The sequence below is a fragment of the Streptomyces sp. CA-243310 genome (assembly GCF_050936775.1).
Lineage (GTDB): Bacteria > Actinomycetota > Actinomycetes > Streptomycetales > Streptomycetaceae > Streptomyces.
In genome coordinates, this window is the sequence record NZ_JBNJMF010000001.1 from 1,710,266 (window position 1) to 1,730,824 (window position 20,559).

The following is a 20,559-nucleotide window of genomic DNA, read 5'->3' on the forward strand; positions in this document are numbered from 1 at the left end:
CACACTAACGCTCCTGGTCATAGCTGTTACTTGACTGCTCGGAACCCGCGCTGCGTCCCTGTTGGACACCGCGTCGCAGGTTGCTCAACCTGCCACGGACGTCCTCCGGTGCGCGGGAGACCTGGGGGCCGCCCTGCGGGGTCGTCTCCGCAGCACCCTCGACCAGGTTGGCCTTGGGCACCCGCCGAGGGAGACCGGACGGGGTGACCCCGCCCGCCTTCGGCTCACGAAGCTTGGCGGCCTGCTGCCAGCGCTCGTCGTTGTTCGAACGCCAGGCCTCAGGGCCTTCCTCGTCCGCCTTCGGGGCGGCGGCGGGCTGCTGACGCTGCGGCCGCTGCTCGAAGAGGGATCCGGTGGACTCCGCTTCCTGCTGTGCCGGCTGCCACTGCTGCTGGCTGCCGCGGCGCGGCAGGCCCGCTCCGGTCATCTTGTGACCGGTGTCGGCGGCGCCCGGACGGTCGAAGCCTACGCGTTCCGGGGCCGGTTCGGGAGCGGGCGTGGATTCCGATTCGGTCCCGTAGCCCTGCTGGTAGCCACCCGAGTACGTGTTCTGCTCGGGCCACTCCGCCTGCTGGGACTGGGGTTCGAAGCCACCATCGTACGACGGGGCGTCCTGCCGCTGGTCCTGGTACTCGGCTTCCGGATAGGCGTATCCCTGTTGCGGGTAAGCCTCGTAGGACTGCTGGGGCTGCTGGGGCTGCCCGCCCTCGTACCCCGGGGCGTAGCCCGGCTCGGGCTGCTGCTCGTAGCCCTGGTACGGCTGGTACCCGTGCTCAGGCTGGGGTTCCGGATAGTCCTGGGAGGACTGCTCGGCCTGATCGGGGTACTGCTGGTCCTGCGGGTAGCCCACCTGGGCGGCCAATGCCGCCCGGCGCTCCTGCTGGCCCAGGGACCGGCCCACGGGGTCGGCGCCCTGTCCGTCGGCTCCCTGGCCGCCCTGGGCGTCGTAGCGGGAGTCGTCGAAGCCCAGCTCGGCCGCCGTGCGCATCTTCGGAGCCTGCAGGGCCTGCTGCTCCGGGATGATCTGCGAGACCGTGAAGTCGTCGTCCGGCACGCCCTCGCCACCGCCACCGTGGGTGATGGCGTCGGGGAGCATGACCAGCGAGGTGGTGCCGGCCGCCTCGCCCGAGGGGCGCAGCTGGACGCGGATGCTGTGGCGGTCCGCCAGCCGGCCGACCACGAACAGACCCATGCGCTGCGAGATCGCGGCGTCCACGGTCGGCGGGTTGGCCAGCTTGTGGTTGATGTCCGCGAAGTCCTCGGCGGTGAGACCGATGCCCTTGTCGTGGATCTCGATCATGACGCGGCCGTCGGGCAGACGGGTGGCGTTGACACGGACCTTGGTCTGCGGGGAGGAGAACGTGGTGGCGTTCTCCAGCAGCTCGGCGAGCAGGTGCACGAGGTCGGTCACGGCCTGGCCGTGGATCTCGGCCTCCGAGACGCCCGACAGCTCGACGCGCTCGTACTGCTCCACCTCGGAGGAGGCGGCGCGCAGCACGTCGACCAGCGGGACCGGCTGGTCCCAGCGGCGGCCCGGCTCCTCACCCGCGAGGATGAGGAGGTTCTCGCCGTTGCGGCGCATGCGGGTGGCCAGGTGGTCCAGGCGGAAGAGGTTCTCCAGCTGGTCCGGGTCGGCCTCGTTGTTCTCCAGGTCGGTGATGAGGGTCAACTGGCCCTCGATCAGCGACTGGTTGCGCATGGAGAGGTTCGTGAAGATCGCGTTGACGTTCCCTCGCAGGAGCGCCTGCTCCGCGGCGAGCCGGACCGCTTCCCGGTGGACCTGGTCGAAGGCGCGGGCGACCTCGCCGATCTCGTCCTGGGAGTCGATCGGGATCGGCAACACCCGGGTGTCGACCTTGCCCGGATCGGTGCGCGACAACTGGTCGACGAGCATCGGCAGGCGCTGCTCGGCGATGTCGAAGGCGGAGGTGCGCAGGTGGAGCATGGCGCGGCCCATCTGGCGGGCCATCATGCCGGCCAGGATGAAGGCGGCGAGCAGGGCCACGACCACGATGGCGCCGGTGAGGATGGCGTCGTTGCGGGACTCGTCGGAGACCGCGACCGCGTCCTGCACGGCCTTGCCGAGGAGTTCCTTCTCGATCTCGGCGTAGCCGTCGAACTTGGCGGTGGCGGCGGCCTGCCAGGCCTGGGCCGTGGTGCCGTTCTGGGCGAGACGCGTGTTCTTCTCGCCCGAGGCTATCGCCTCGGTCATGCCGGTGAGCACGGAGCCGTTGACCACGGGCGGGGTCTTGAAGGTGGTGCCCGCCTGCTCGGCGGCCTGCTTGGCCGCGGCGAGCTTCTGGGCGCCCTCCTGGGACTTCTGACCCATGACGTCGCGCAGGCGGTTGGTGTCCGCGTCGGTGCCGGCCGCGACGTACTCGCCGATGGCGATCTCTTCGAGGTAGGCGTACGAGGAGAAGGCGACGAGCTGGGACTTGCGGATGTCCTCGCTCTCGCTCGGCCGGACCAGCAGGTGGGTGCCGACGGAGCGCTGGAGGGAGTTCGCCGCCTTGGCCAGCTCGATCGCGTAGACCATGCGGCCGTAGCTGGTCACGTTGCCGGTGCCCAGGCCCAGCTCGTTGGAGAACTGCATCAGGTAGTGCTGGACCAGCACGTACCCCTCTTCGGTGGGGATGGGGCCCAGCGCGTTGGGGAGGTTCTTCTTCGCCGACTCGGGCGCCGCCAGGTAGGCCGTCTTGCGGACCTGCTCCAGCTTGGGCTCCTCCTGACGGAAGAGCTCCAGGCGCCGTTCCAGGCCCTGGTTCTTCGGGAGGTCCTTCGCCGCGTCCGCGAACTTGGCCTTCGCCGCGTCCGTGGCCGCGTACGCCTTCGTGACGACCTCGCTGCCGCGGTCGCCGCGCAGCAGCGGCTGGGCGGTCATGTCTCGCTCGTTGAGGAGCGCCTGGCCGTATTCGGAGGCCGCCTGGACGATACGGGCGGTCTTCTCCGCGTCCTTGGCCTCGTTCCAGCTGTCGACCGAACCCTTGACCTGGAAGCCGCCCATGACCAGTCCGACGAGGACGGGTACGAGGAGGATGGCGTTCAGTCGGGTCGGCACACGCCAGTTGCGGGGCGAGAATCTGCTGGTGCTGCCGCTGCTCGCGGGTGGGTCAACGGGCACGTCGACGGGCGACGCGGCCGCTCGCGGCGGCGGGGTGAAGTTGCCACGCGCGGGTTCATCCGCGGGGCTCGAGTTGCTTCGCCTCACTCGACCAACAACCTCTCGGCGGTGCTACTAGCTAGTTCGTTGAATTCCAGCACGGTTAACGGCCGTGTTCCAAACAGTTGAAATCGGCCATTCCCAGAGCCTTATGCCCCACATAAATCGGACATAAAGAGCGAGGGGCTGCAAATGCGGGGCCAGTTGTGAGCACAGCGGCACCGGGTGACCGCACCCTGTGCCCGGCCGGCCTCAATTCTCTGTCGAAACGTTATGAACGAGAAGGGCGGGCCGTGTCGTATGACACAACCCGCCCTCACACGCGGCCACGATTTCCGTGCTACTTGAGCCGCGCCATCAGCGCGTGCTCGACGAGCGTGATGAGCGCGCTCTTGGCGTCCGCGCGGTGGCGGGCGTCGGTGGTGATGATGGGCGCGTCCGGGCCGATCTGCAGCGCCTCGCGGACCTCCTCCGGGGTGTACGGCTGGTGCCCCTCGAAGCCGTTGAGCGCCACGACGAACGGCAGGCCGCTGTTCTCGAAGTAGTCGACGGCGGGGAAACAGTCCGCGAGCCGGCGGGTGTCGACCAGGACGATCGCGCCGATGGCGCCCCGCACGAGGTCGTCCCACATGAACCAGAAGCGGTCCTGACCCGGCGTACCGAAGAGGTACAGGATCAGGTCCTGGTCCAGGGTGATGCGGCCGAAGTCCATGGCGACCGTGGTGGTCGTCTTGTCCCCGGTGTGGGTCAGGTCGTCGATGCCCGCGCTCGCGGACGTCATCACGGCCTCGGTGCGCAGCGGGTTGATCTCGGAGACCGCGCCGACGAACGTGGTCTTGCCCACGCCGAAGCCGCCGGCCACCACGATCTTCGCGGAGGTGGTGGAGCGAGGAGCCGCTCCGCCGTCAGAGCTTGCGAAGTCCACTGAGAACCCTCTCGAGCAGCGTTACATCCGGCGTTCCGCCGGCCTCTCCATTGCCCGGCTGGTGGATGGCCACCATTCCGGCCTCCGCCAGGTCGGCGACGAGGATCCGGGCGACACCGAGCGGCATCGACAAAAGTGCGGAGACCTCCGCGACCGACTTCACCTCGCGGCACAGCGTGCAGATGCGCTGGTGCTCCGGCAGCAGGCCGGAAAGGTGCATCGGATCGGCCGTGGTGCTGACCAGCGCCTCGATGGCGAGCTGGTAGCGCGGCCGGGTCCGGCCACCGGTCATCGCGTACGGACGTACCAGCGGCTGGTCGCCTTCCGAGTACGAATCTCCGTACGAATCGGGGTAGGCGGGGGGCGGGGTCATTGATCCTCCGGGCTGGACAGCAGTGGTCAGCGTGCCGTCTGACAGGGCGGCCGGTGGGGGGACGTGATGACGGCCTGTCGGGGGTACTGGATTCCGGGGCACGGGCCCCGTGCTCCCGGCCGGAAGTACCGTCCGGCCGGGAGTCTGGCAGTCAGATGAGCAGGCTTCCCTGCAGCTCCGCGCGCAGGTCCGGGGTGAGGACACTGCCGGCGCGGTCCACGAGGAGGGCCATCTCGTAGCCCACGAGGCCGATGTCGCACTCGGGGTGCGCGAGAACGGCCAGCGAGGATCCGTCGGACACGGACATGAGGAAAAGGAATCCCCGGTCCATCTCGACGACCGTCTGGTTGACGGCGCCGCCCTCGAAGATGCGGGAGGCGCCGGCGGTCAGCGACGTCAGACCGGAGGCCACGGCCGCCAGCTGATCGGCGCGGTCGCGCGGGAAACCTTCCGACATCGCCAGAAGGAGTCCGTCGGCGGAGACCACCACGGTGTGGGACACCCCAGGGGTGTTGTCCACGAAGTTGGTGATCAACCAGTTCAGGTTCTGTGCCGCCTGGCTCATCGAACTCAACTAACGCTCCTGCTGGTAAGTGGGGTCGACGTGGTAACTGCCGGTCGCGGGGCCGGTGGTGCCGGCCTGACGCCCCTGCTGGATACCGCGGCGGAGGTTGGTGAGACGGCCTCGGACCTCGTCCGGGGCACGCGATACCTGCGGGCTGCCTGCCTGGGCTTCGGCCTGCTGCTGCGCCGTGCCGGCCACGAGGTTCGCTCGCGGAACCCGACGGGGCAGCCCCGAGGTGGTGATGCCGCCCGCGGCGGGCTGGCGCACGCGCTCGGCCTGTCGCATCAGCTCGTCGTTCGGCGACGAACGCCAGCTGACGGTCGGCATGGCGCCGGTCGCGGCGGCGTCGGCCGCCGGCTCCTGGCCCCGCTGCGGCAGCTGGGGCTGCGTGCGCTGCGGAGCCGGCGCGGACGGGGCGCTCTGCTGCGGCTGCTGGGGCACGGCCGGTCCCTGGTCGGCGGGCTGCTCGCCCTCCTGACGGAACCAGTTCGACTCCAGCGTGTCGAAGATCGGGCTGCGCGCCTCACCCTGGTTCCGGGCCGGCGGCAGGGCCTCCGGCTGCGGAGCCTGCGGCAGGCTCGGCGCCTCCGGGCGCGGAGCCGGTACCGGCGAGGGAGCGGCCGGGTAGCCGGTGCCCTGCTGCGGGGCCTGGTGCCGGCGGCTGTAGCCGCCCACCCCGGGGCCACCGCTGCGCGGCGCCTGGAAGTCCTGTCGGTCGAACTGGCCGGTGGTCGAGGCCGGGCCGGTCAGGTCGGCGGGCCCGCGCAGCTCCGGACGCTCGAACTGCCCGGTGGTGGACGGGTCCTGGGGACCGCGCACGTCGGGACGCTCGAACTGGCCGGTGGTGCTGTTGGCGGGGTTGCCGCCGGTGGCCTGCGGGAAGGGGGCGTCGTAGTCCGGGCGGGCGAACTCTGCCGTCGCGCCGGGGCCCGAGAGCTCGTCGTGCCCGCGCGGGACGTCCTGGCCACCCTGACCCGCACCCCAGCTGGTGCCCTGCGGGATACCGGTGGGAGACGTACCGGTGCCGGGGAGCTCCGGACGCGGCGCACCGGCGCGCGGCGGCAACTGCGGCCGCTTGCGCTGGGTCGGCGCCGGGGCGGCGGAGTGTCGGCCGTCCTGCTGCTGCGGAGCCTGCTGGGGCTGCGGTTGCTGCGGACGCTCGAACCCGTTGCCCTGCGGGAAGGCGGAGGGAGTCTGCCCCGGACGCCCCTGCGGGCCACCGGTCGTGGCGCCGGGCGTACGCCCGGGCAGCGGGGCCGGGCCGCCGAAGGGACCGGCCTGGCCGTTCGGCGCGCCGGGACCGGCCTGCGGGCGGGTCGGTGCCCCGCCCTGCTGCGGACGGGTGCCGGGGCCGCCCTGCGGCGCCTGACCCGGACCCTGCGCACGCTGCTGCTGGGAACCCTGACCGGCGGAGCCGTCGCGTCCCGGCAGTGCGGGACGCGGCCCGCCGCCGGAGACCTGGCCGCGCTGCTGGCCGGCGCCCACCGGGGGACGGGCGTTCCCACCGGGAACGGAACCCTGACCGCCGGGGCCGCCCTGCGGACCACCCTGGCCGCCCTGACCGGGCATCGGGGCCGGCTTCTTGCCGCCCTGGGCGACGTCGACCGGCAGCATGACGAGGGCCGTCGTACCACCCGAGTCGGAGGGACGCAGCTGGATGCGGATGCCGTGTCGCAGGGACAGGCGACCGACCACGAACAGGCCCATGCGGCGGGAGACGGAGACGTCCACGGTCGGCGGCGACGCGAGCCGCTCGTTGATCGCGGCGAGGTCCTCGGGGGAGAGGCCGATGCCGGTGTCGTGGATCTCGACCAGCACCCGGCCGTCGGGCAGCGCGTGACCGGTGACCTTGACCTTCGTCTGCGGGGAGGAGAACGACGTGGCGTTCTCCAGCAGCTCGGCGAGGAGGTGCACGAGGTCGTTGACGACACGGCCGGCGACTTCGGTGCCGGGCACCGACGAGAGTTCGATGCGCTCGTACTGCTCCACCTCGGACGCCGCGGCGCGGAGCACGTCGACGAGCGGGACGGGGCGGGTCCACCGGCGGCCCGGCTCCTCGCCCGCGAGGACGAGGAGGTTTTCGCCGTTACGGCGCATGCGGGTCGCGAGGTGGTCGAGCTTGAAGAGCGAGGACAGCTGGTCCGGGTCGGCCTCGCGGGACTCCAGCTCGGAGATGAGCGAGAGCTGACGCTGGATGAGGCCCTGGGAGCGGCGCGAGAGGTTGGTGAACATCGCGTTGACGTTGCCCCGGAGGAGGGCCTGCTCGGCGGCGAGGCGGACGGCCTCGCGGTGCACGTCGTCGAAGGCCGCGGCCACCTGGCCGATCTCGTCACGGGTGTGCAGACCGACCGACTCCACGGACGTGTCCACGTCCTGCGGGTCGGACTCGGAGAGCTGCTTGACCAGCTCGGGCAGTCGGTCCTGGGCGACCCGGGTGGCGGTGTCCTGCAGACGCCGCAGCGACCGGATCATGGACCGGGCCATGACGAAGGCGCCGACGAGGGAGACACCGAGGACGAGGAAGATCAGGGCACCGTTGATGATGGCGTCCTGCTGCGACTCGTTCCTGAGCTCGCGGGCCTTCTGCTCCATGTCCTCCAGGAGCGACAGCTCGATGGTCTTCATGGCCTGGAGCTTGGTGCCGTCGGCGTCGTACCAGTCCATCCAGGAGCGGTACTGCTGCTCCTTGGCGAACTGGCCCTCGGTGGACAGCACGCGGCGGGTGTAGTGGTCCGCTTTGCTGATCTCCGGGTTGCCGTCGCCGAGGGACGCGGTGAGCTCCTCGGAGCGGCCCTGGTAGACGAGTTCGAAGGTCTTCTTCGACTGGCTCTCGCCGCGGAGCGCGGAGAGCGCGTACAGGCGGTCGTTCTCCTTGAGCGTGCCGGTCGTGGCCCCGCTCTCGGGGAGCGACGCGGCGATGATCGCGCGCTGGATCGAGGCGTATTCCTTGGCCGAGGAGAAGGAGGCCAGGGCACGCGTGCGCTTGATCATCTCGGGGTTGGACGTGGCCTGGGCCATGTCCTGCGAGAGGGACAGGAGCGAGACGATCAGCGCGTTGTACTCGGTGACGGTCTGCTGGGCGCCGTTGTCGTACGCCTTCTTGCGGATGTCCTCGATGCCGGTGAGCTGGCGGCCGATCTGCAGGATGTTGTTGCGGATCGACTTGAGGGTCTCGTCCTTGTCCTCCGTGAGGCTGACCTTGTCGGTCGCCGCGGCGAAGGCCTCGGCGGCGGCGTCGGTCTGGTCACGGACGCCCTGGACGAGCGAGTTGGGCTTGGCGGTGCCGACCTTGGCGGGGTCCTTGGCGGCGACCGACAGCGGACCCGCCGACTTGTCCCGCTCCTCCTGGAGCATGGCGGCCAGGTTGGTGGCCTGCCGGGTCATGGTCGTCAGCAGCTGCATGTGGTCGAGCTGTGCGATGTCGTTCAACGAGTCGTTGATGCGGAAGCCACCGAGCGTGGTGGCGGCGACGACCGGCAGGGTCAGCAGCGACACGAGTCGCGTGCTGATGCGCCAGTTCTGCATGGCGAGGCGGGAACCGGACCCCGTGGGGGCCTTCGGTATCGCCACGTCCTGCCCGGCGGCCGACTCGCTCTTGCCCTTCGCCTTGGCCAAGCCCTTGGGCTTCGCACGACCCTTCGCCTTCACCGTGGCGGAGGCGTCGGAGCTCGCACCCTCGACAGCCGGCCCGCGGTTCTGGGCGTGCTGGGGCGAGGAGCCACGGTCGGTCCCGCCGCGCGGCTCCTGCTCCGCCGCAGCGCTGCCATCCCTCTTGAATCGTCCCTGCACTAGCGTCGCAACCTCTGGACCAGGCGTCCCGCCGGGTGACCGGTGGGACGGTGTCGAGTCGTGGGGCACTGACGGCCCCATGGTGGTCGTCGGTGACCGGCGCGTCTCCCTCTCCTTGCCGCCGCGCTCGGCGCTGAGTCGCGCCACCTGCGCGCCGGCTGATTCCCGCGGCGGTCCCGCGAATTCCAGCACAGTGGAGGATCTCCAACAAGGTGCGCGCGTCGGGTCGGCGAGCCGGTCACGGCCCGTGAGTGAGCCGCTACGCGATGTGGTACCGGTACCGGGAAAAACCGGACTTACGCCGACCAAACACCGTGGCCGGCAAGGTGTCCCAGTCCTCATGATCAGGAGCGGAATGCCGCATTCAGTGGCGCAATGTCCGTTTCGCGAAGTGGAATTGACTGCCCGTTATGCCCGTAATGCCAGGTCATGGGTGAGCAAACTCACACAGCCGTGGCCATTACTTCCCGGTTCAGCCGGGGATTCAGATGTTTAGCCTTGCCCCTTGCAGGGTTGGCGCCAGGGTTTGGCGCATCCGACAACCATCACCCGACGAGCGAGCCGAGGCCCCGAACTCCGATGAAGACGACGACCCTGATCCGCAACATAGCCAACCCCCGCCGCACCACCCTCGCGCACCTCAAGGACGCCGAGGAGCTCCAGGTGCCGCCGGTCGCGGAACACGCCGTCGAGCTTCCGGCCCAGACCGCGAACCCGCGGCGCACGATCCTGATGGACGCGCCGGTCGCCGCCGCGCAGTAGTCGCGGACGAAGAGAAGAAGCGGGGCCCCGCTGCCCGCCGCGTTAGCCTGGAGTCCGCAGACTCCAGCAGGCCGGCAGACAGAGGGGCAGACGCAGCACGTGCGCATCGCCAGGTTCTCGATCGATGGAAACGTCGCGTTCGGCGCGGTCGAGGGCAGCACCGCCCCCGGCGACGAATCGACGCTCGTCCTCGACATCATCAAGGGCATCCCGTTCGCGGACTTCGAGCTCTCCGGGGTCAAGGTCCCGCTCGCCAAGGTCCGCTTGCTGCCGCCCGTGCTCCCCAACAAGGTCGTGGCCATCGGCCGCAACTACGCGGAGCACGCGGCGGAGCTCGGCCACTCCCTCGTGGACGCCGACGGCCGCCCGGAAGCCCCCATCACCTTCTTCAAGCCCTCCACCTCGGTGGTCGGCTCGGGGGACCCCATCACGTACCCCTCCTTCTCGGAGGAACTCCACCACGAGGCGGAGCTCGCCGTGGTGATCGGCCGCATGTGCCGCGAGGTCCCCAAGGAGCGCGTCAAGGACGTGATCCTCGGCTACACCTGCGCCAACGACGTCACCGCGCGCGACGTCCAGCGACGCGAGAAGCAGTGGGCGCGGGCCAAGGGCTTCGACAGCTCCTGCCCGCTCGGCCCCTGGATCGAGACCGATCTGGACCCGACCGACCTGACCATCCAGTGCACCGTGAACGGCGAACAACGCCAGCTCGGCCGCACCGGCGACATGATCCGCTCCATCGAGGACCTGGTCGTGCACATCAGCGAGGCCATGACGCTGCTCCCGGGCGACGTCATCCTCACGGGGACCCCGGCCGGAGTCGGACCCCTCAACGTCGGCGACGAGGTCGCCGTCACCATCGAAGGCATCGGCACTCTCACCAACAAGGTGATCAAGCGTGGCTAACGCGAACGTCCGCGTACGTTTCTGTCCCTCCCCGACCGGCAACCCGCACGTGGGCCTGGTCCGGACCGCTCTCTTCAACTGGGCGTTCGCCCGCCACCACGGCGGCACGTTCGTCTTCCGCATCGAGGACACCGACGCGGCCCGGGACTCCGAGGAGTCCTACGGCCAGCTGCTGGACTCGCTGCGCTGGCTCGGCTTCACCTGGGACGAGGGCCCCGAGGTCGGCGGCCCGCACGCCCCGTACCGCCAGTCACAGCGCATGGACATCTACGCGGACGTCGCGAAGAAGCTCCAGGACGGCGGCCACGCCTACCACTGCTACTGCACCACCGAGGAGCTCGACGCGCGCCGCGACGCCGCGCGTGCGGCCGGCAAGCCGTCCGGCTACGACGGCCACTGCCGCGAGCTGACCGCCGAGCAGGTGGCCGGGTACGAGGCCGAGGGCCGCACCTCGATCGTCCGCTTCCGGATGCCCGACGAGACGATCACCTTCACCGACCTGGTGCGCGGCGAGATCTCCGTCGCCCCCGAGAACGTGCCCGACTTCGGCATCGTCCGGGCCAACGGCGCCCCGCTGTACACCCTGGTCAACCCGGTCGACGACGCGCTGATGGAGATCACGCACGTGCTCCGCGGCGAGGACCTGCTGTCCTCCACCCCGCGCCAGATCGCGCTCTACCGGGCGCTGATCGAGCTGGGCGTCGCGCAGCGCGTTCCCGAGTTCGGCCACCTGCCGTACGTCATGGGCGAGGGCAACAAGAAGCTCTCCAAGCGCGACCCGGAGTCCTCGCTCAACCTGTACCGCGAGCGCGGCTTCCTCCCCGAGGGCCTGCTGAACTACCTCTCGCTCCTGGGCTGGTCCTTCTCCAAGGACCAGGACATCTTCTCGATCGAGGAGATGGTCGCGAAGTTCGACATCCCGGACGTCAACGCCAACCCGGCGCGCTTCGACCTCAAGAAGGCCGAGTCGATCAACGCGGACCACATCCGGCTGCTCGACCCGAAGGCCTTCGCGGCCGCCTGCGCTCCGTGGCTGGAGGCCCCGCACGCCAACTGGGCCCCCGAGGACTTCGACGCCGAGGCCTGGGAGCGCATCGCGCCGTACGCCCAGACCCGGGTGACCGTGCTGTCCGACATCACGGCCAACGTCGACTTCCTGTTCCGCAAGGAGCCGGTCGAGGACCAGGCGTCGTGGGACAAGGCGATGAAGGGCGAGCCCGCGGCCCTGCTGACGACCGCCCGCGCCAACCTGGAGACGGCCGACTGGAGCGACCCCGAGTCCCTCAAGCAGGCCGTGCTCACCGCCGGCGAGACCCACGGTCTCAAGCTCGGCAAGGCCCAGGCCCCGGTCCGCGTCGCCGTCACCGGCCGCACGGTGGGCCTGCCGCTCTTCGAGTCGCTGGAGATCCTGGGCAGGGAGCGTTCGCTGGCCCGCATCGACGCGACCCTGGCCAGGCTCGCCGCGTAGGCACCACCCGTACGTCCCCCGGGGGCGGCAGCCGCACAGGGCTGCCGCCCCCGGGGCGTTTCGGCGTAGCCTCGGCCGTATGCCGATCCGTGCTGTGCTGTGGGACATCGACGACACCCTCTTCGACTACACCGGCGCGGACACGGCCGGCCTCGCGGCGCACCTCGCCGACGAGGGGCTGGAAGCGCGGTACGGCTCGCAGGCCGAGGCGCTCGCGCTGTGGCGCCGTCTCACCGAACGGCACTGGGACCGCTTCGCCGCGGGCCGGGTGACCTTCCGGGAGCAGCGCCGGGACCGGGTGCGGGACTTCCTGGAGCGGCCCGAGATGAGCGGCCCCGAGAGCGACGACTGGTTCGACCGGTACGTCGACCACTACCGGGCCGCCTGGACCCTGTTCCCCGACGCGGTGCCCGCGCTGGACGCCCTCGCCGACGGGTACCGGCACGGCGTGCTCTCCAACTCCTCGGTCGCCAACCAGGACCCCAAGCTGCGCCGGCTCGGCCTGCGCGAACGCTTCGAGGTGCTGGTCTGCGCCGCCGAACTGGGCGTCAGCAAGCCCGCCGCGGAGGCCTTCCTGAAGGCGTGCGAGGCGCTCGGACTGCCGCCGGGCGAGGTCGCGTACGTGGGGGACCAGCCCGAGATCGACGCCCGCGGCGCCCGTGACGCGGGCCTCACGGCGGTGTGGCTCGACCGTCGGGGCGACGCGGGCCCGGGGCCCGAGGGCGTACACAGGATCGACGGACTCGGGCGGCTGCCCGCGCTGCTGGCCGCGGATACCCGTTTTGGAGCACGGTCAGGCATCCGGTAATGTTCTTTCTGCGCCGCCCGAGCGGGCCGAAAGGCCGGGACGGGGGCGCTAACCAAACGAAAGTGCCGCAAGGGCTTGAGTTTTGGTGGGCTATAGTGTAATTGGCAACACGAGGGTTTCTGGTTCCCTTATTCTAGGTTCGAGTCCTGGTAGCCCAGCGCAGTGCAGAAGTAACGCAGTGCTTGCCCCCGTTGTGTAGCGGCCTAGCACGCCGCCCTCTCAAGGCGGTAGCGCCGGTTCGAATCCGGTCGGGGGTACAGATCCTTCCCGCGAGATCTCCAGGGTCGCACCCGGATGTTTTGATGCAGGATCGCTAGGGCCCCCGTTGTGTAGCGGCCTAGCACGCCGCCCTCTCAAGGCGGTAGCGCCGGTTCGAATCCGGTCGGGGGTACTGTGTCTAGTTGGTCTAGACCTTTGGGCTATAGTGTAATTGGCAACACGAGAGTTTCTGGTTCTCTTATTCTAGGTTCGAGTCCTGGTAGCCCAGCGCAGCACCGAAGTACAGCTAGCCCCCGTTGTGTAGCGGCCTAGCACGCCGCCCTCTCAAGGCGGTAGCGCCGGTTCGAATCCGGTCGGGGGTACGCATCGAAGAGGCCCTCCGCGTTCATCGCGGAGGGCCTCTTCGCATGTCCGGCGTCGGTTCGCGCGACCGCCACGCCGGCGCCTCGTGAATGCGGGCCCGGAGGCGCGTGTACAGGACGTGTGCGGCGTCGTACGCGCCCCCGGACCCGGGGGAGTGGGGGAAGTCGGAAAGGGGTCAGCCGGTTCGGCGCAGGGCCTCCGACAGGCGGGCGGCCGCGTCGATGACGGCCTGGGCGTGCATCCGCCCCGGGTGTCGGGTCAGGCGCTCGATGGGCCCGGAGACCGACACCGACGCGACCACCCGGTTCGAGGGTCCGCGCACCGGCGCCGACACGGAGGCCACGCCGGGCTCCCGCTCACCGATCGACTGCGCCCAGCCGCGGCGCCGTACGCCCGAGAGCGCCGTCGCCGTGAATCGCGCGCCCTGGAGCCCGCGGTGGAGCCGCTCGGGCTCCTCCCAGGCCATCAGGATCTGCGCCGCCGAACCGGCCTTCATCGGGAGCGTGGAGCCCACCGGGACGGTGTCCCGCAGGCCCGACAGCCGCTCGGCCGCGGCCACGCAGATGCGCATGTCGCCCTGACGCCGGTAGAGCTGCGCGCTCTCCCCGGTCACGTCACGGAGGTGGGTGAGCACCGGTCCGGCCGTCGCGAGCAGGCGGTCCTCACCGGCCGCGGCGGCAAGCTCTGCCAACCGCGGACCGAGGATGAAACGTCCCTGCATGTCCCTCGCCACCATCCGGTGGTGTTCCAGTGCCACGGCAAGGCGATGTGCCGTGGGTCGTGCGAGCCCTGTCGCCGCGACCAGCCCGGCGAGGGTGGCCGGACCGGACTCCAGTGCGCTCAGTACCAGAGCTGCCTTGTCGAGAACGCCGACGCCGCTAGAGTTGTCCATGAAACGATATTCGCGTCTCACACTGTGAAACGCAAGTTCAATTTTTCCAAGAAACAGCGAGTCTGTATGTGCGGGTCCACGAACCACTGGGTCCGAGCCTCGGTCCGGCGCGTGGGGTACGGACGATCAGGCGCACCGGATCTCTAATAAGCGCCGGCACAACCGGCCGGCCGGAGGGAAAGCGATGGGTAGGACACTCGCGGAGAAGGTCTGGGACGACCATGTCGTCCGGCGCGCGGAGGGCGAGCCCGATCTGCTCTTCATCGATCTGCACCTCCTGCACGAGGTGACCAGCCCGCAGGCGTTCGAGGGCCTGCGGCAGGCCGGCCGCAAGGTGCGGCGCCTCGACCTCACCATCGCGACCGAGGACCACAACACCCCCACCATCGACATCGACAAGCCGATCGCGGACCCGGTCTCCCGGACCCAGCTGGAGACGCTGCGCAAGAACTGCGCCGAGTTCGGTGTGCGCCTGCACTCGCTGGGCGACGTCGAGCAGGGTGTCGTCCACGTCGTGGGGCCGCAGCTGGGCCTGACCCAGCCCGGCACCACCGTGGTCTGCGGCGACTCCCACACCTCCACCCACGGCGCGTTCGGCGCGCTGGCCTTCGGCATCGGCACCAGCCAGGTCGAGCACGTCCTCGCCACCCAGACGCTGCCGCTGGCCCGCCCGAAGACGATGGCGATCACCGTCACCGGCGCGCTGGCCGAGGGCGTCACCGCGAAGGACCTGATCCTGGCGATCATCGCCCGGATCGGCACCGGCGGCGGTCAGGGCTACATCCTGGAATACCGCGGCGAGGCCATCGAGAAGCTGTCGATGGAAGCCCGGATGACCATCTGCAACATGTCGATCGAGGCCGGCGCCCGCGCGGGAATGATCGCCCCGGACCGGACCACCTTCGACTACCTCCAGGGCCGCGACCACGCGCCCGCGGGCGAGGACTGGGACGCGGCCGTCGCGTACTGGCAGACCCTGCGCACCGACGACGACGCGGTCTTCGACGCGGAGGTCGTCATCGACGCCGCCGCGCTGTCCCCGTTCGTCACCTGGGGCACCAACCCGGGCCAGGGCGCGCCGCTCTCCGCGAACGTCCCCGACCCTGCTTCGTACGAGGACGCTTCGGAGCGGAACGCGGCCGAAAAGGCCCTGGAATACATGGGGTTGACCGCCGGACAGCCGCTGCGCGACATCAACGTCGACACCGTCTTCGTAGGTTCGTGCACCAACGGCCGCATCGAGGACCTGAGGGCCGTCGCCGGCATCATCGAGGGCCGCAAAGTCGCCGAGGGCGTAAGGATGCTGGTCGTTCCGGGCTCGGTCCGGGTCGCCCTCCAGGCCGTCGAGGAGGGCCTGGACAAGGTCTTCAAGGAGGCCGGCGCCGAATGGCGGCACGCGGGCTGCTCGATGTGTCTGGGCATGAACCCCGACCAACTGGCGCCCGGCGAGCGCTCCGCGTCCACCTCCAACCGCAACTTCGAGGGCCGGCAGGGCAAGGGCGGACGCACCCACCTGGTCTCCCCGCAGGTGGCCGCGGCCACCGCGGTGCTGGGCCATCTGGCCTCGCCCGCCGACCTGTCCGCCGCCGACGCGACCGCCGGAGTCTGAACCATGGAAGCCTTCACCACCCACACCGGCCGGGCCGTCCCGCTGCGCCGCAGCAACGTCGACACCGACCAGATCATCCCGGCCCACTGGCTGAAGAAGATCACCCGCGACGGGTTCGAGGACGGGCTCTTCGAGGCCTGGCGCAAGGACCCGGAGTTCGTCACGAACCGCCCGGAGCGCGCCGGCGCGACCGTCCTGGTCGCCGGCCCCGACTTCGGCACCGGTTCCTCGCGGGAGCACGCCGTCTGGGCCCTGCAGAACTTCGGCTTCAAAACCGTCATCTCCTCCCGCTTCGCCGACATCTTCCGCGGCAACTCGCTGAAGAACGGCCTGCTGACCGTGGTCCTGCCGCAGGAGACCGTCGAACGGCTCTGGCAGCTCACCGAGGCCGACCCCGAGGCCGAGATCACGGTCGACCTGGTCGATCGCCGGGTCCGAGCGGAGGGCGTCGAGGCCGAGTTCGAACTCGACGACAACGCCCGCTGGAGGCTGCTGGAGGGGCTGGACGACATCTCGCTCACCCTTCAGAACGAAGCCGACATCGCCACGTACGAAAGCACCCGGCCGGGCCACAAGCCCCGCACGATTCGGGCCTGATTCCAGCCTGATCAGCGCTTATTCGCCTTCGGGCCATCACATCGACAACACTGTGCCCCTCGCCCTCCGGCGGGGGGCACAGCCGTGTGTTGAGGCCCCGTGAGGCGACAACTCGCCCCAGATGGCACAATCTGTGCATGGAACGCGACAGTCAACTTGAGCTCTACGAACTCGTCGCGGACCGATTGAAAGAAGCACACACAAGGGTGCGCTCACTGCAAGTCCCGGAGGGCGTAAGGATGGCGCTGTCCCGGAAGCTGTTGGTCGTCACGGCCGCGTCGAAGCATGATCTGGCCGATGCGGCAAGGCGCCTGGACAGGTTGATGAAGGACCTCGACGAGGGTCGATTCCCTGAAGGCGACTGATGCGAAGGAACTCCGTAACGGCCTACAACGTTGCGGCACTAGGGTGATTAGCCCGTTTCGTGTTTGATTTGCGGTATATATCCGCCTAACGTGCGAAATAAGCTTGAACACATTCGTTCTGGCGAAGTCTCCGAAGGGGAAGACGTGAACAAGGCGCAGCTCGTAGAAGCGATTGCCGACAAGCTGGGCGGCCGTCAGCAGGCCGCGGACGCTGTCGACGCGGTACTGGACGCGATGGTCCGCGCCGTGGTCGCGGGCGACCGGGTCTCGGTCACGGGCTTCGGCTCGTTCGAGAAGGTCGACCGCCCGGCCCGTTACGCCCGCAACCCGCAGACGGGTGAGCGCGTCCGGGTCAAGAAGACCTCGGTTCCCCGATTCCGGGCCGGTCAGGGCTTCAAGGACCTGGTCAGCGGTACCAAGAAGCTCCCCAAGGGCGACGAGGTGGCCGTGAAGAAGGCCCCCAAGGGCAGCCTGTCCGGCGGCGCTTCCGCCACGGTCAAGAAGGCCGCGGCCAAGAGGGCCACCACCGCCAAGAAGGCCGCCGCGAAGACCACGGTCGCGAAGAAGGCGACCGCGAAGAAGACCACGGCCAAGAAGGCCACGGCGACCGTCAAGAAGACGGCCGCGAAGACCGCCGTCGCGAAGAAGGCCGCCACGGCCAAGAAGGCGACCGCGGTCAAGAAGGCCACCCCGGCGGCCAAGAAGACCACCGCCACCGCCAAGAAGACCGCTCCGGCGGCCAAGAAGGCCACCGCGAAGACGACCGCGCCCGCCAAGAAGACGGCGACGCGCAAGGCCACCGCGAAGAAGACGACCGCCCGCAAGAAGTAGGGGCGGGAGTCACACACACGCCGGGCCGGCTTCCCCCGCGGGGGGAAGCCGGCCCGCGGTGCTGTCCGGAGGCGAAACCCCCCGCCGGGGACGGCCGTGGAGGCGGGAGGCGGGGACCTCAGAAGGTCTGGAGCGTGATCAGGGTGATCCGCAGGGTCCCGCCCTCGCCGTCCGTCTCGATGCGCACCCGCTGCCCGGGGCGCAGCAGCCGCAGGCCGCCCGCGTCGAAGGCCGGAGCCTCGAAGGACATCGGGGTGCCGTCGTCCAGCAGCACGCTGCCACTGCGGGTCTGGGAGTCGTACGTGTACGCGGTCGCCTGCATACCGGCACTGTATCGGGCGGTGTGACGCCCCACGCCGAGCGTGAGGGCCGTTCGCAGATCCGCCGCGGTGTCCACGTCCCGGCGCACGCTGTCGACGTCCGCCAGGGAGATTTCCACCGCCCCCGAGGCGAAATGGCGGGCCCGGGACGGGCCGCCGAACGAGGGCGTCAATTCCACGTCCGGAGCAGCCGAAAGCAACGTCGTCCCGATTCTTGCCGCATCCGCCAGAAATGCCCGGGGAAATTTCGAGGCATCGTCGAGCACGCGTAGCAATTCGGGCGGTCTCAAGGCGGGGAGATCGGCGTTCATGGCGGCCACCGCCGCCCGGGGCCGCCGCCGCCGCACCGCCCGCTCCCCGTGGGCCAGGGCGGCGTTCAAGCCGGCGCCGGGGGCGTCCGGGACGATCCGCGCGCCCAGCCTGGCCAGTTCCCGGCCCGCCACGGAGTCGTCCGTGACGACCACCACATCCGCGACGGCCGCGCAGGCCAGCGCCCCTGCCACGGTGTCCTGCGCGAAGGCCAGTGCCAGCCCCGGGCGAGAGCCCCCGACGGCCGCCGCGAGACGGCTCTTGGCCAGCGCCAGCGGCTTCAACGGGACGACCAGACTCCAGACGGCGTTCGTGGCGCCCTCCTCCCCTCCGGTGCGCTCCCGCGCGCGCTCGAGCCATCGTCAGGTCATGGCCAGGTCATCAGTGGGCCCATTGTCGCCTCCACCCGGGCAGAGGGGAGGCCGTGCGGTGTGAGCGGGGCGTACGGTGTTCTCGACAGAGACCGGGCCTGGGGCCACACTTGTCCGGCCGACGAGGTGCCCAAGCCGCGCACCGGTCCTAGAGGAAGGTGTTCGAGTGTCCCGCCGCAGAATCGGCTTCTGGTACCGCCTGGCGGCGGTCATCGCGAAACCGCCGCTGGTAGTGCTCTTCAAGCGGGACTGGCGGGGAATGGAGCACATTCCGGTCGACGGGGGATTTATCACCGCCGTCAATCACAACTCGTATCTGGACCCGCTCTCGTACGCGCACTTCCAGTACAACACCGGCCGGGTGCCCCGATTGCTCGCGAAGGCCGGCCTCTTCAAGGTGCCTTTCGTCGGCATGATCCTGCGTGGTTCCGGTCAGATCCCCGTGTACCGGGAGAGCACCAACGCCCTCGACGCATTCAGGGCGGCCGTGGCGGCCATCGAGAGCGGTGAATGCGTTGCCTTTTACCCGGAAGGCACCCTCACCCGCGATCCCGACATGTGGCCGATGGCCGGCAAGACCGGCGCCGCCCGCGTCGCACTGATCACCAAGGCCCCGGTCATTCCGGTGGCCCAATGGGGCGCGAATCTCGCGATGCCGCCCTACGCGAAGACCGACAAGCTCCGGCTGTTCCCGCGCAAGACCCTCCAGGTGCTCGCCGGACCGCCCGTCGACCTCTCCGCCTTTTACGGCCGGGAACCCACCCCGGACGTGCTCAAGGAGGTCACCGAGGTCATCATGGCGGCCATCACCGAGCTGCTGGAGGAGTTGCGGGGCGAAAGCGCGCCCGCGCAGCCGTACGACCATCGCCAAGCCAGGGCGCAGCAGCGGCGCAACGCCGCGGGGGAGGGCAAGAAGTGACAGGTCCCGTGAAGGCAACCGTGTTCGGAACCGGCTCGTGGGGCACGGCCTTCGCCGTCGTGCTCGCCGACGCCGGCTGCGAGGTGACGATGTGGGGGCGCCGCCAGGAGCTGGTGGACGCCGTCAACACCGACCGGACCAACCCGGACTACTTCCCCGGCGTCGAACTCCCCGCCAACATCCGGGCCACCACCGATCCGGCCGAGGCGGCCCGCGGCGCCGACTTCACCGTCCTCGCCGTGCCCTCCCAGACCCTGCGCGGCAACCTCGCCGAGTGGGCGCCCCTGCTGGCCCCCGACACCGTGCTCGTGTCCCTGATGAAGGGCATCGAACTCGGCACCGCCAAGCGGATGAGCGAGGTCATCGAGGAGGTGGCCAAGGTCCCCGCCGAGCGCGTCGCCGTGGTCACCGGCCCCAACCTGGCCCGCGAGATCGTCGCCCGCCAGCCCGCCGCCTCCGTGGTGGCCTGCGTCGACGACGCCGTGGCCCGCCGCCTCCAGGCCGCCTGCCACACCCCGTACTTCCGCCCGTACACGAGCACCGACGTCATCGGCTGTGAACTCGGCGGCGCCGTCAAGAACGTCATCGGCCTCGCCGTCGGCATCGCGGACGGCATGGGTCTCGGCGACAACACCAAGGGCTCGCTCATCACCCGAGGCCTCGCCGAAGCCACCCGCCTGGGCCTCGCGATGGGGGCCGACCCGCTCACCTTCTCCGGCCTCGCGGGTCTCGGCGACCTCGTCGCCACCTGTTCCTCGCCGCTCTCCCGCAACCACACCTTCGGCATCAACCTGGGCCGCGGGATGACCCTGGAGGAGACGATCGCCGTCACCCGGCAGACCGCCGAGGGGGTCAAGTCCTGCCAGTCCGTGGCGGATCTGGCACGCCGGTACGGAGTGGACATGCCGATCACCGACACGGTGGTCGACATCGTGCACCACGGGAAGCCCACGCTGGTCGCGCTCAAGGAACTCATGGGACGCAGCGCCAAACCGGAACGGCGCTGAC

The 20,559-nt window shown here is 70.0% G+C and carries 16 protein-coding genes, 5 tRNA genes and 1 pseudogene; 15 read left to right on the forward strand and 7 right to left on the reverse strand.

The annotated features are described in order from the left end of the window. Positions 1-4: 4 nt before the first annotated feature. The 5 genes from ACQEVM_RS08035 to ACQEVM_RS08055 all read right to left on the reverse strand — a co-directional run bounded on the left by ACQEVM_RS08035 (position 5) and on the right by ACQEVM_RS08055 (position 8,812). Positions 5-3,208 (reverse strand): nitrate- and nitrite sensing domain-containing protein, encoded by a 3,204-nt coding sequence (locus ACQEVM_RS08035; protein WP_433076415.1) that lies wholly within the window; start codon positions 3,206-3,208, stop codon positions 5-7. A 292-nt stretch (positions 3,209-3,500) separates the two neighbouring features. Beyond that, the gene (locus ACQEVM_RS08040; RefSeq protein WP_266573764.1) at positions 3,501-4,085 is read right to left on the reverse strand and encodes a GTP-binding protein; all 585 of its coding nucleotides are present in this window, start codon (positions 4,083-4,085) and stop codon (positions 3,501-3,503) included. Next, entirely contained in the window at positions 4,066-4,458 is a 393-nt protein-coding gene (locus tag ACQEVM_RS08045; protein ID WP_266997214.1) for a DUF742 domain-containing protein, read from the reverse strand. Before ACQEVM_RS08045 ends, ACQEVM_RS08040 begins: the two co-directional genes overlap by 20 nt. Before the next feature lie 151 nt (positions 4,459-4,609). Then, positions 4,610-5,023: a roadblock/LC7 domain-containing protein gene (locus tag ACQEVM_RS08050; protein ID WP_008739864.1), complete on the reverse strand. Its 414-nt coding sequence runs from the start codon at positions 5,021-5,023 to the stop codon at positions 4,610-4,612. Between the two features lie 9 nt (positions 5,024-5,032). Beyond that, positions 5,033-8,812, reverse strand: a complete 3,780-nt coding sequence (locus tag ACQEVM_RS08055; RefSeq protein WP_433076418.1) for a nitrate- and nitrite sensing domain-containing protein — start codon at positions 8,810-8,812, stop codon at positions 5,033-5,035. A 579-nt stretch (positions 8,813-9,391) separates the two neighbouring features. Between ACQEVM_RS08055 and ACQEVM_RS08060 the strand changes: the two genes are divergently transcribed. From ACQEVM_RS08060 to ACQEVM_RS08100, 9 genes are all read left to right on the forward strand, one after another. Next, positions 9,392-9,574: a hypothetical protein gene (locus tag ACQEVM_RS08060; RefSeq protein WP_433076420.1), complete on the forward strand. Its 183-nt coding sequence runs from the start codon at positions 9,392-9,394 to the stop codon at positions 9,572-9,574. A gap of 99 nt (positions 9,575-9,673) precedes the next feature. Then, positions 9,674-10,480 (forward strand): fumarylacetoacetate hydrolase family protein, encoded by an 807-nt coding sequence (locus ACQEVM_RS08065; protein ID WP_433076422.1) that lies wholly within the window; start codon positions 9,674-9,676, stop codon positions 10,478-10,480. Beyond that, the gene (gltX, locus tag ACQEVM_RS08070; protein WP_433076424.1) at positions 10,473-11,948 is read left to right on the forward strand and encodes a glutamate--tRNA ligase; all 1,476 of its coding nucleotides are present in this window, start codon (positions 10,473-10,475) and stop codon (positions 11,946-11,948) included. The genes ACQEVM_RS08065 and gltX overlap by 8 nt, the downstream gene beginning before the upstream one ends. A gap of 79 nt (positions 11,949-12,027) precedes the next feature. Then, positions 12,028-12,756, forward strand: a complete 729-nt coding sequence (locus tag ACQEVM_RS08075; protein ID WP_433076426.1) for an HAD family hydrolase — start codon at positions 12,028-12,030, stop codon at positions 12,754-12,756. A gap of 86 nt (positions 12,757-12,842) precedes the next feature. Next, positions 12,843-12,914 (forward strand) — tRNA-Gln (locus ACQEVM_RS08080). A 26-nt stretch (positions 12,915-12,940) separates the two neighbouring features. Beyond that, positions 12,941-13,013 (forward strand) — tRNA-Glu (locus ACQEVM_RS08085). Positions 13,014-13,074: 61 nt separating this feature from the next. Beyond that, a tRNA-Glu gene (locus tag ACQEVM_RS08090) sits at positions 13,075-13,147 on the forward strand. Between the two features lie 24 nt (positions 13,148-13,171). After that, positions 13,172-13,243, forward strand: a tRNA-Gln gene (locus ACQEVM_RS08095). A 21-nt stretch (positions 13,244-13,264) separates the two neighbouring features. After that, positions 13,265-13,337: transfer RNA gene (locus ACQEVM_RS08100), tRNA-Glu, on the forward strand. Positions 13,338-13,513: 176 nt separating this feature from the next. Here ACQEVM_RS08100 and ndgR read toward each other — a convergent pair. Continuing rightward, positions 13,514-14,230 (reverse strand): IclR family transcriptional regulator NdgR, encoded by a 717-nt coding sequence (gene ndgR, locus ACQEVM_RS08105; protein ID WP_053675064.1) that lies wholly within the window; start codon positions 14,228-14,230, stop codon positions 13,514-13,516. A 184-nt stretch (positions 14,231-14,414) separates the two neighbouring features. On the opposite strand from ndgR, the gene leuC reads away from it, so the two are divergent. The 4 genes from leuC (at position 14,415) to ACQEVM_RS08125 (ending at position 17,632) form a co-directional block, all read left to right on the forward strand. Continuing rightward, positions 14,415-15,839 carry a 3-isopropylmalate dehydratase large subunit gene (gene leuC / locus ACQEVM_RS08110; RefSeq protein ID WP_433076429.1) on the forward strand — a complete coding sequence of 475 codons (1,425 nt, stop codon included), beginning with the start codon at positions 14,415-14,417 and terminating at the stop codon, positions 15,837-15,839. Between the two features lie 3 nt (positions 15,840-15,842). Beyond that, positions 15,843-16,436, forward strand: coding sequence for a 3-isopropylmalate dehydratase small subunit (gene leuD, locus ACQEVM_RS08115; RefSeq protein ID WP_433076431.1), 594 nt, complete (start codon positions 15,843-15,845; stop codon positions 16,434-16,436). A 137-nt stretch (positions 16,437-16,573) separates the two neighbouring features. After that, entirely contained in the window at positions 16,574-16,801 is a 228-nt protein-coding gene (locus tag ACQEVM_RS08120) for a hypothetical protein (protein ID WP_053675071.1), read from the forward strand. 144 nt (positions 16,802-16,945) lie between these two features. Then, positions 16,946-17,632 (forward strand): HU family DNA-binding protein, encoded by a 687-nt coding sequence (locus tag ACQEVM_RS08125; protein WP_433076433.1) that lies wholly within the window; start codon positions 16,946-16,948, stop codon positions 17,630-17,632. Positions 17,633-17,957: 325 nt separating this feature from the next. Here ACQEVM_RS08125 and cofC read toward each other — a convergent pair. After that, positions 17,958-18,557 (reverse strand): annotated as a pseudogene (cofC, locus tag ACQEVM_RS08130) (2-phospho-L-lactate guanylyltransferase); the annotation flags it as partial. Between the two features lie 241 nt (positions 18,558-18,798). On the opposite strand from cofC, the gene ACQEVM_RS08135 reads away from it, so the two are divergent. Together ACQEVM_RS08135 and ACQEVM_RS08140 are read left to right on the forward strand one after the other, a co-directional pair. Next, positions 18,799-19,551: a lysophospholipid acyltransferase family protein gene (locus ACQEVM_RS08135; protein WP_433076435.1), complete on the forward strand. Its 753-nt coding sequence runs from the start codon at positions 18,799-18,801 to the stop codon at positions 19,549-19,551. Then, on the forward strand, positions 19,548-20,558 hold the full coding sequence (locus tag ACQEVM_RS08140) for an NAD(P)H-dependent glycerol-3-phosphate dehydrogenase (protein ID WP_053675076.1): 1,011 nt from the start codon (positions 19,548-19,550) through the stop codon (positions 20,556-20,558). Before ACQEVM_RS08135 ends, ACQEVM_RS08140 begins: the two co-directional genes overlap by 4 nt. Position 20,559: the final 1 nt, after the last annotated feature.

What these genes read in the sequence shown, in the direction of transcription:
- ACQEVM_RS08045 (WP_266997214.1), bottom strand. Translation starts at nt 4,458, where the DNA reads ATGACCCCGCCCCCCGCCTACCCCGATTCGTACGGAGATTCGTACTCG.
- ACQEVM_RS08050 (WP_008739864.1), bottom strand. Translation starts at nt 5,023, where the DNA reads ATGAGCCAGGCGGCACAGAACCTGAACTGGTTGATCACCAACTTCGTG.
- ACQEVM_RS08060 (WP_433076420.1), top strand. Translation starts at nt 9,392, where the DNA reads ATGAAGACGACGACCCTGATCCGCAACATAGCCAACCCCCGCCGCACC.
- ACQEVM_RS08075 (WP_433076426.1), top strand. Translation starts at nt 12,028, where the DNA reads ATGCCGATCCGTGCTGTGCTGTGGGACATCGACGACACCCTCTTCGAC.
- ndgR (WP_053675064.1), bottom strand. Translation starts at nt 14,230, where the DNA reads ATGGACAACTCTAGCGGCGTCGGCGTTCTCGACAAGGCAGCTCTGGTA.
- leuC (WP_433076429.1), top strand. Translation starts at nt 14,415, where the DNA reads ATGGGTAGGACACTCGCGGAGAAGGTCTGGGACGACCATGTCGTCCGG.
- leuD (WP_433076431.1), top strand. Translation starts at nt 15,843, where the DNA reads ATGGAAGCCTTCACCACCCACACCGGCCGGGCCGTCCCGCTGCGCCGC.
- ACQEVM_RS08120 (WP_053675071.1), top strand. Translation starts at nt 16,574, where the DNA reads ATGGAACGCGACAGTCAACTTGAGCTCTACGAACTCGTCGCGGACCGA.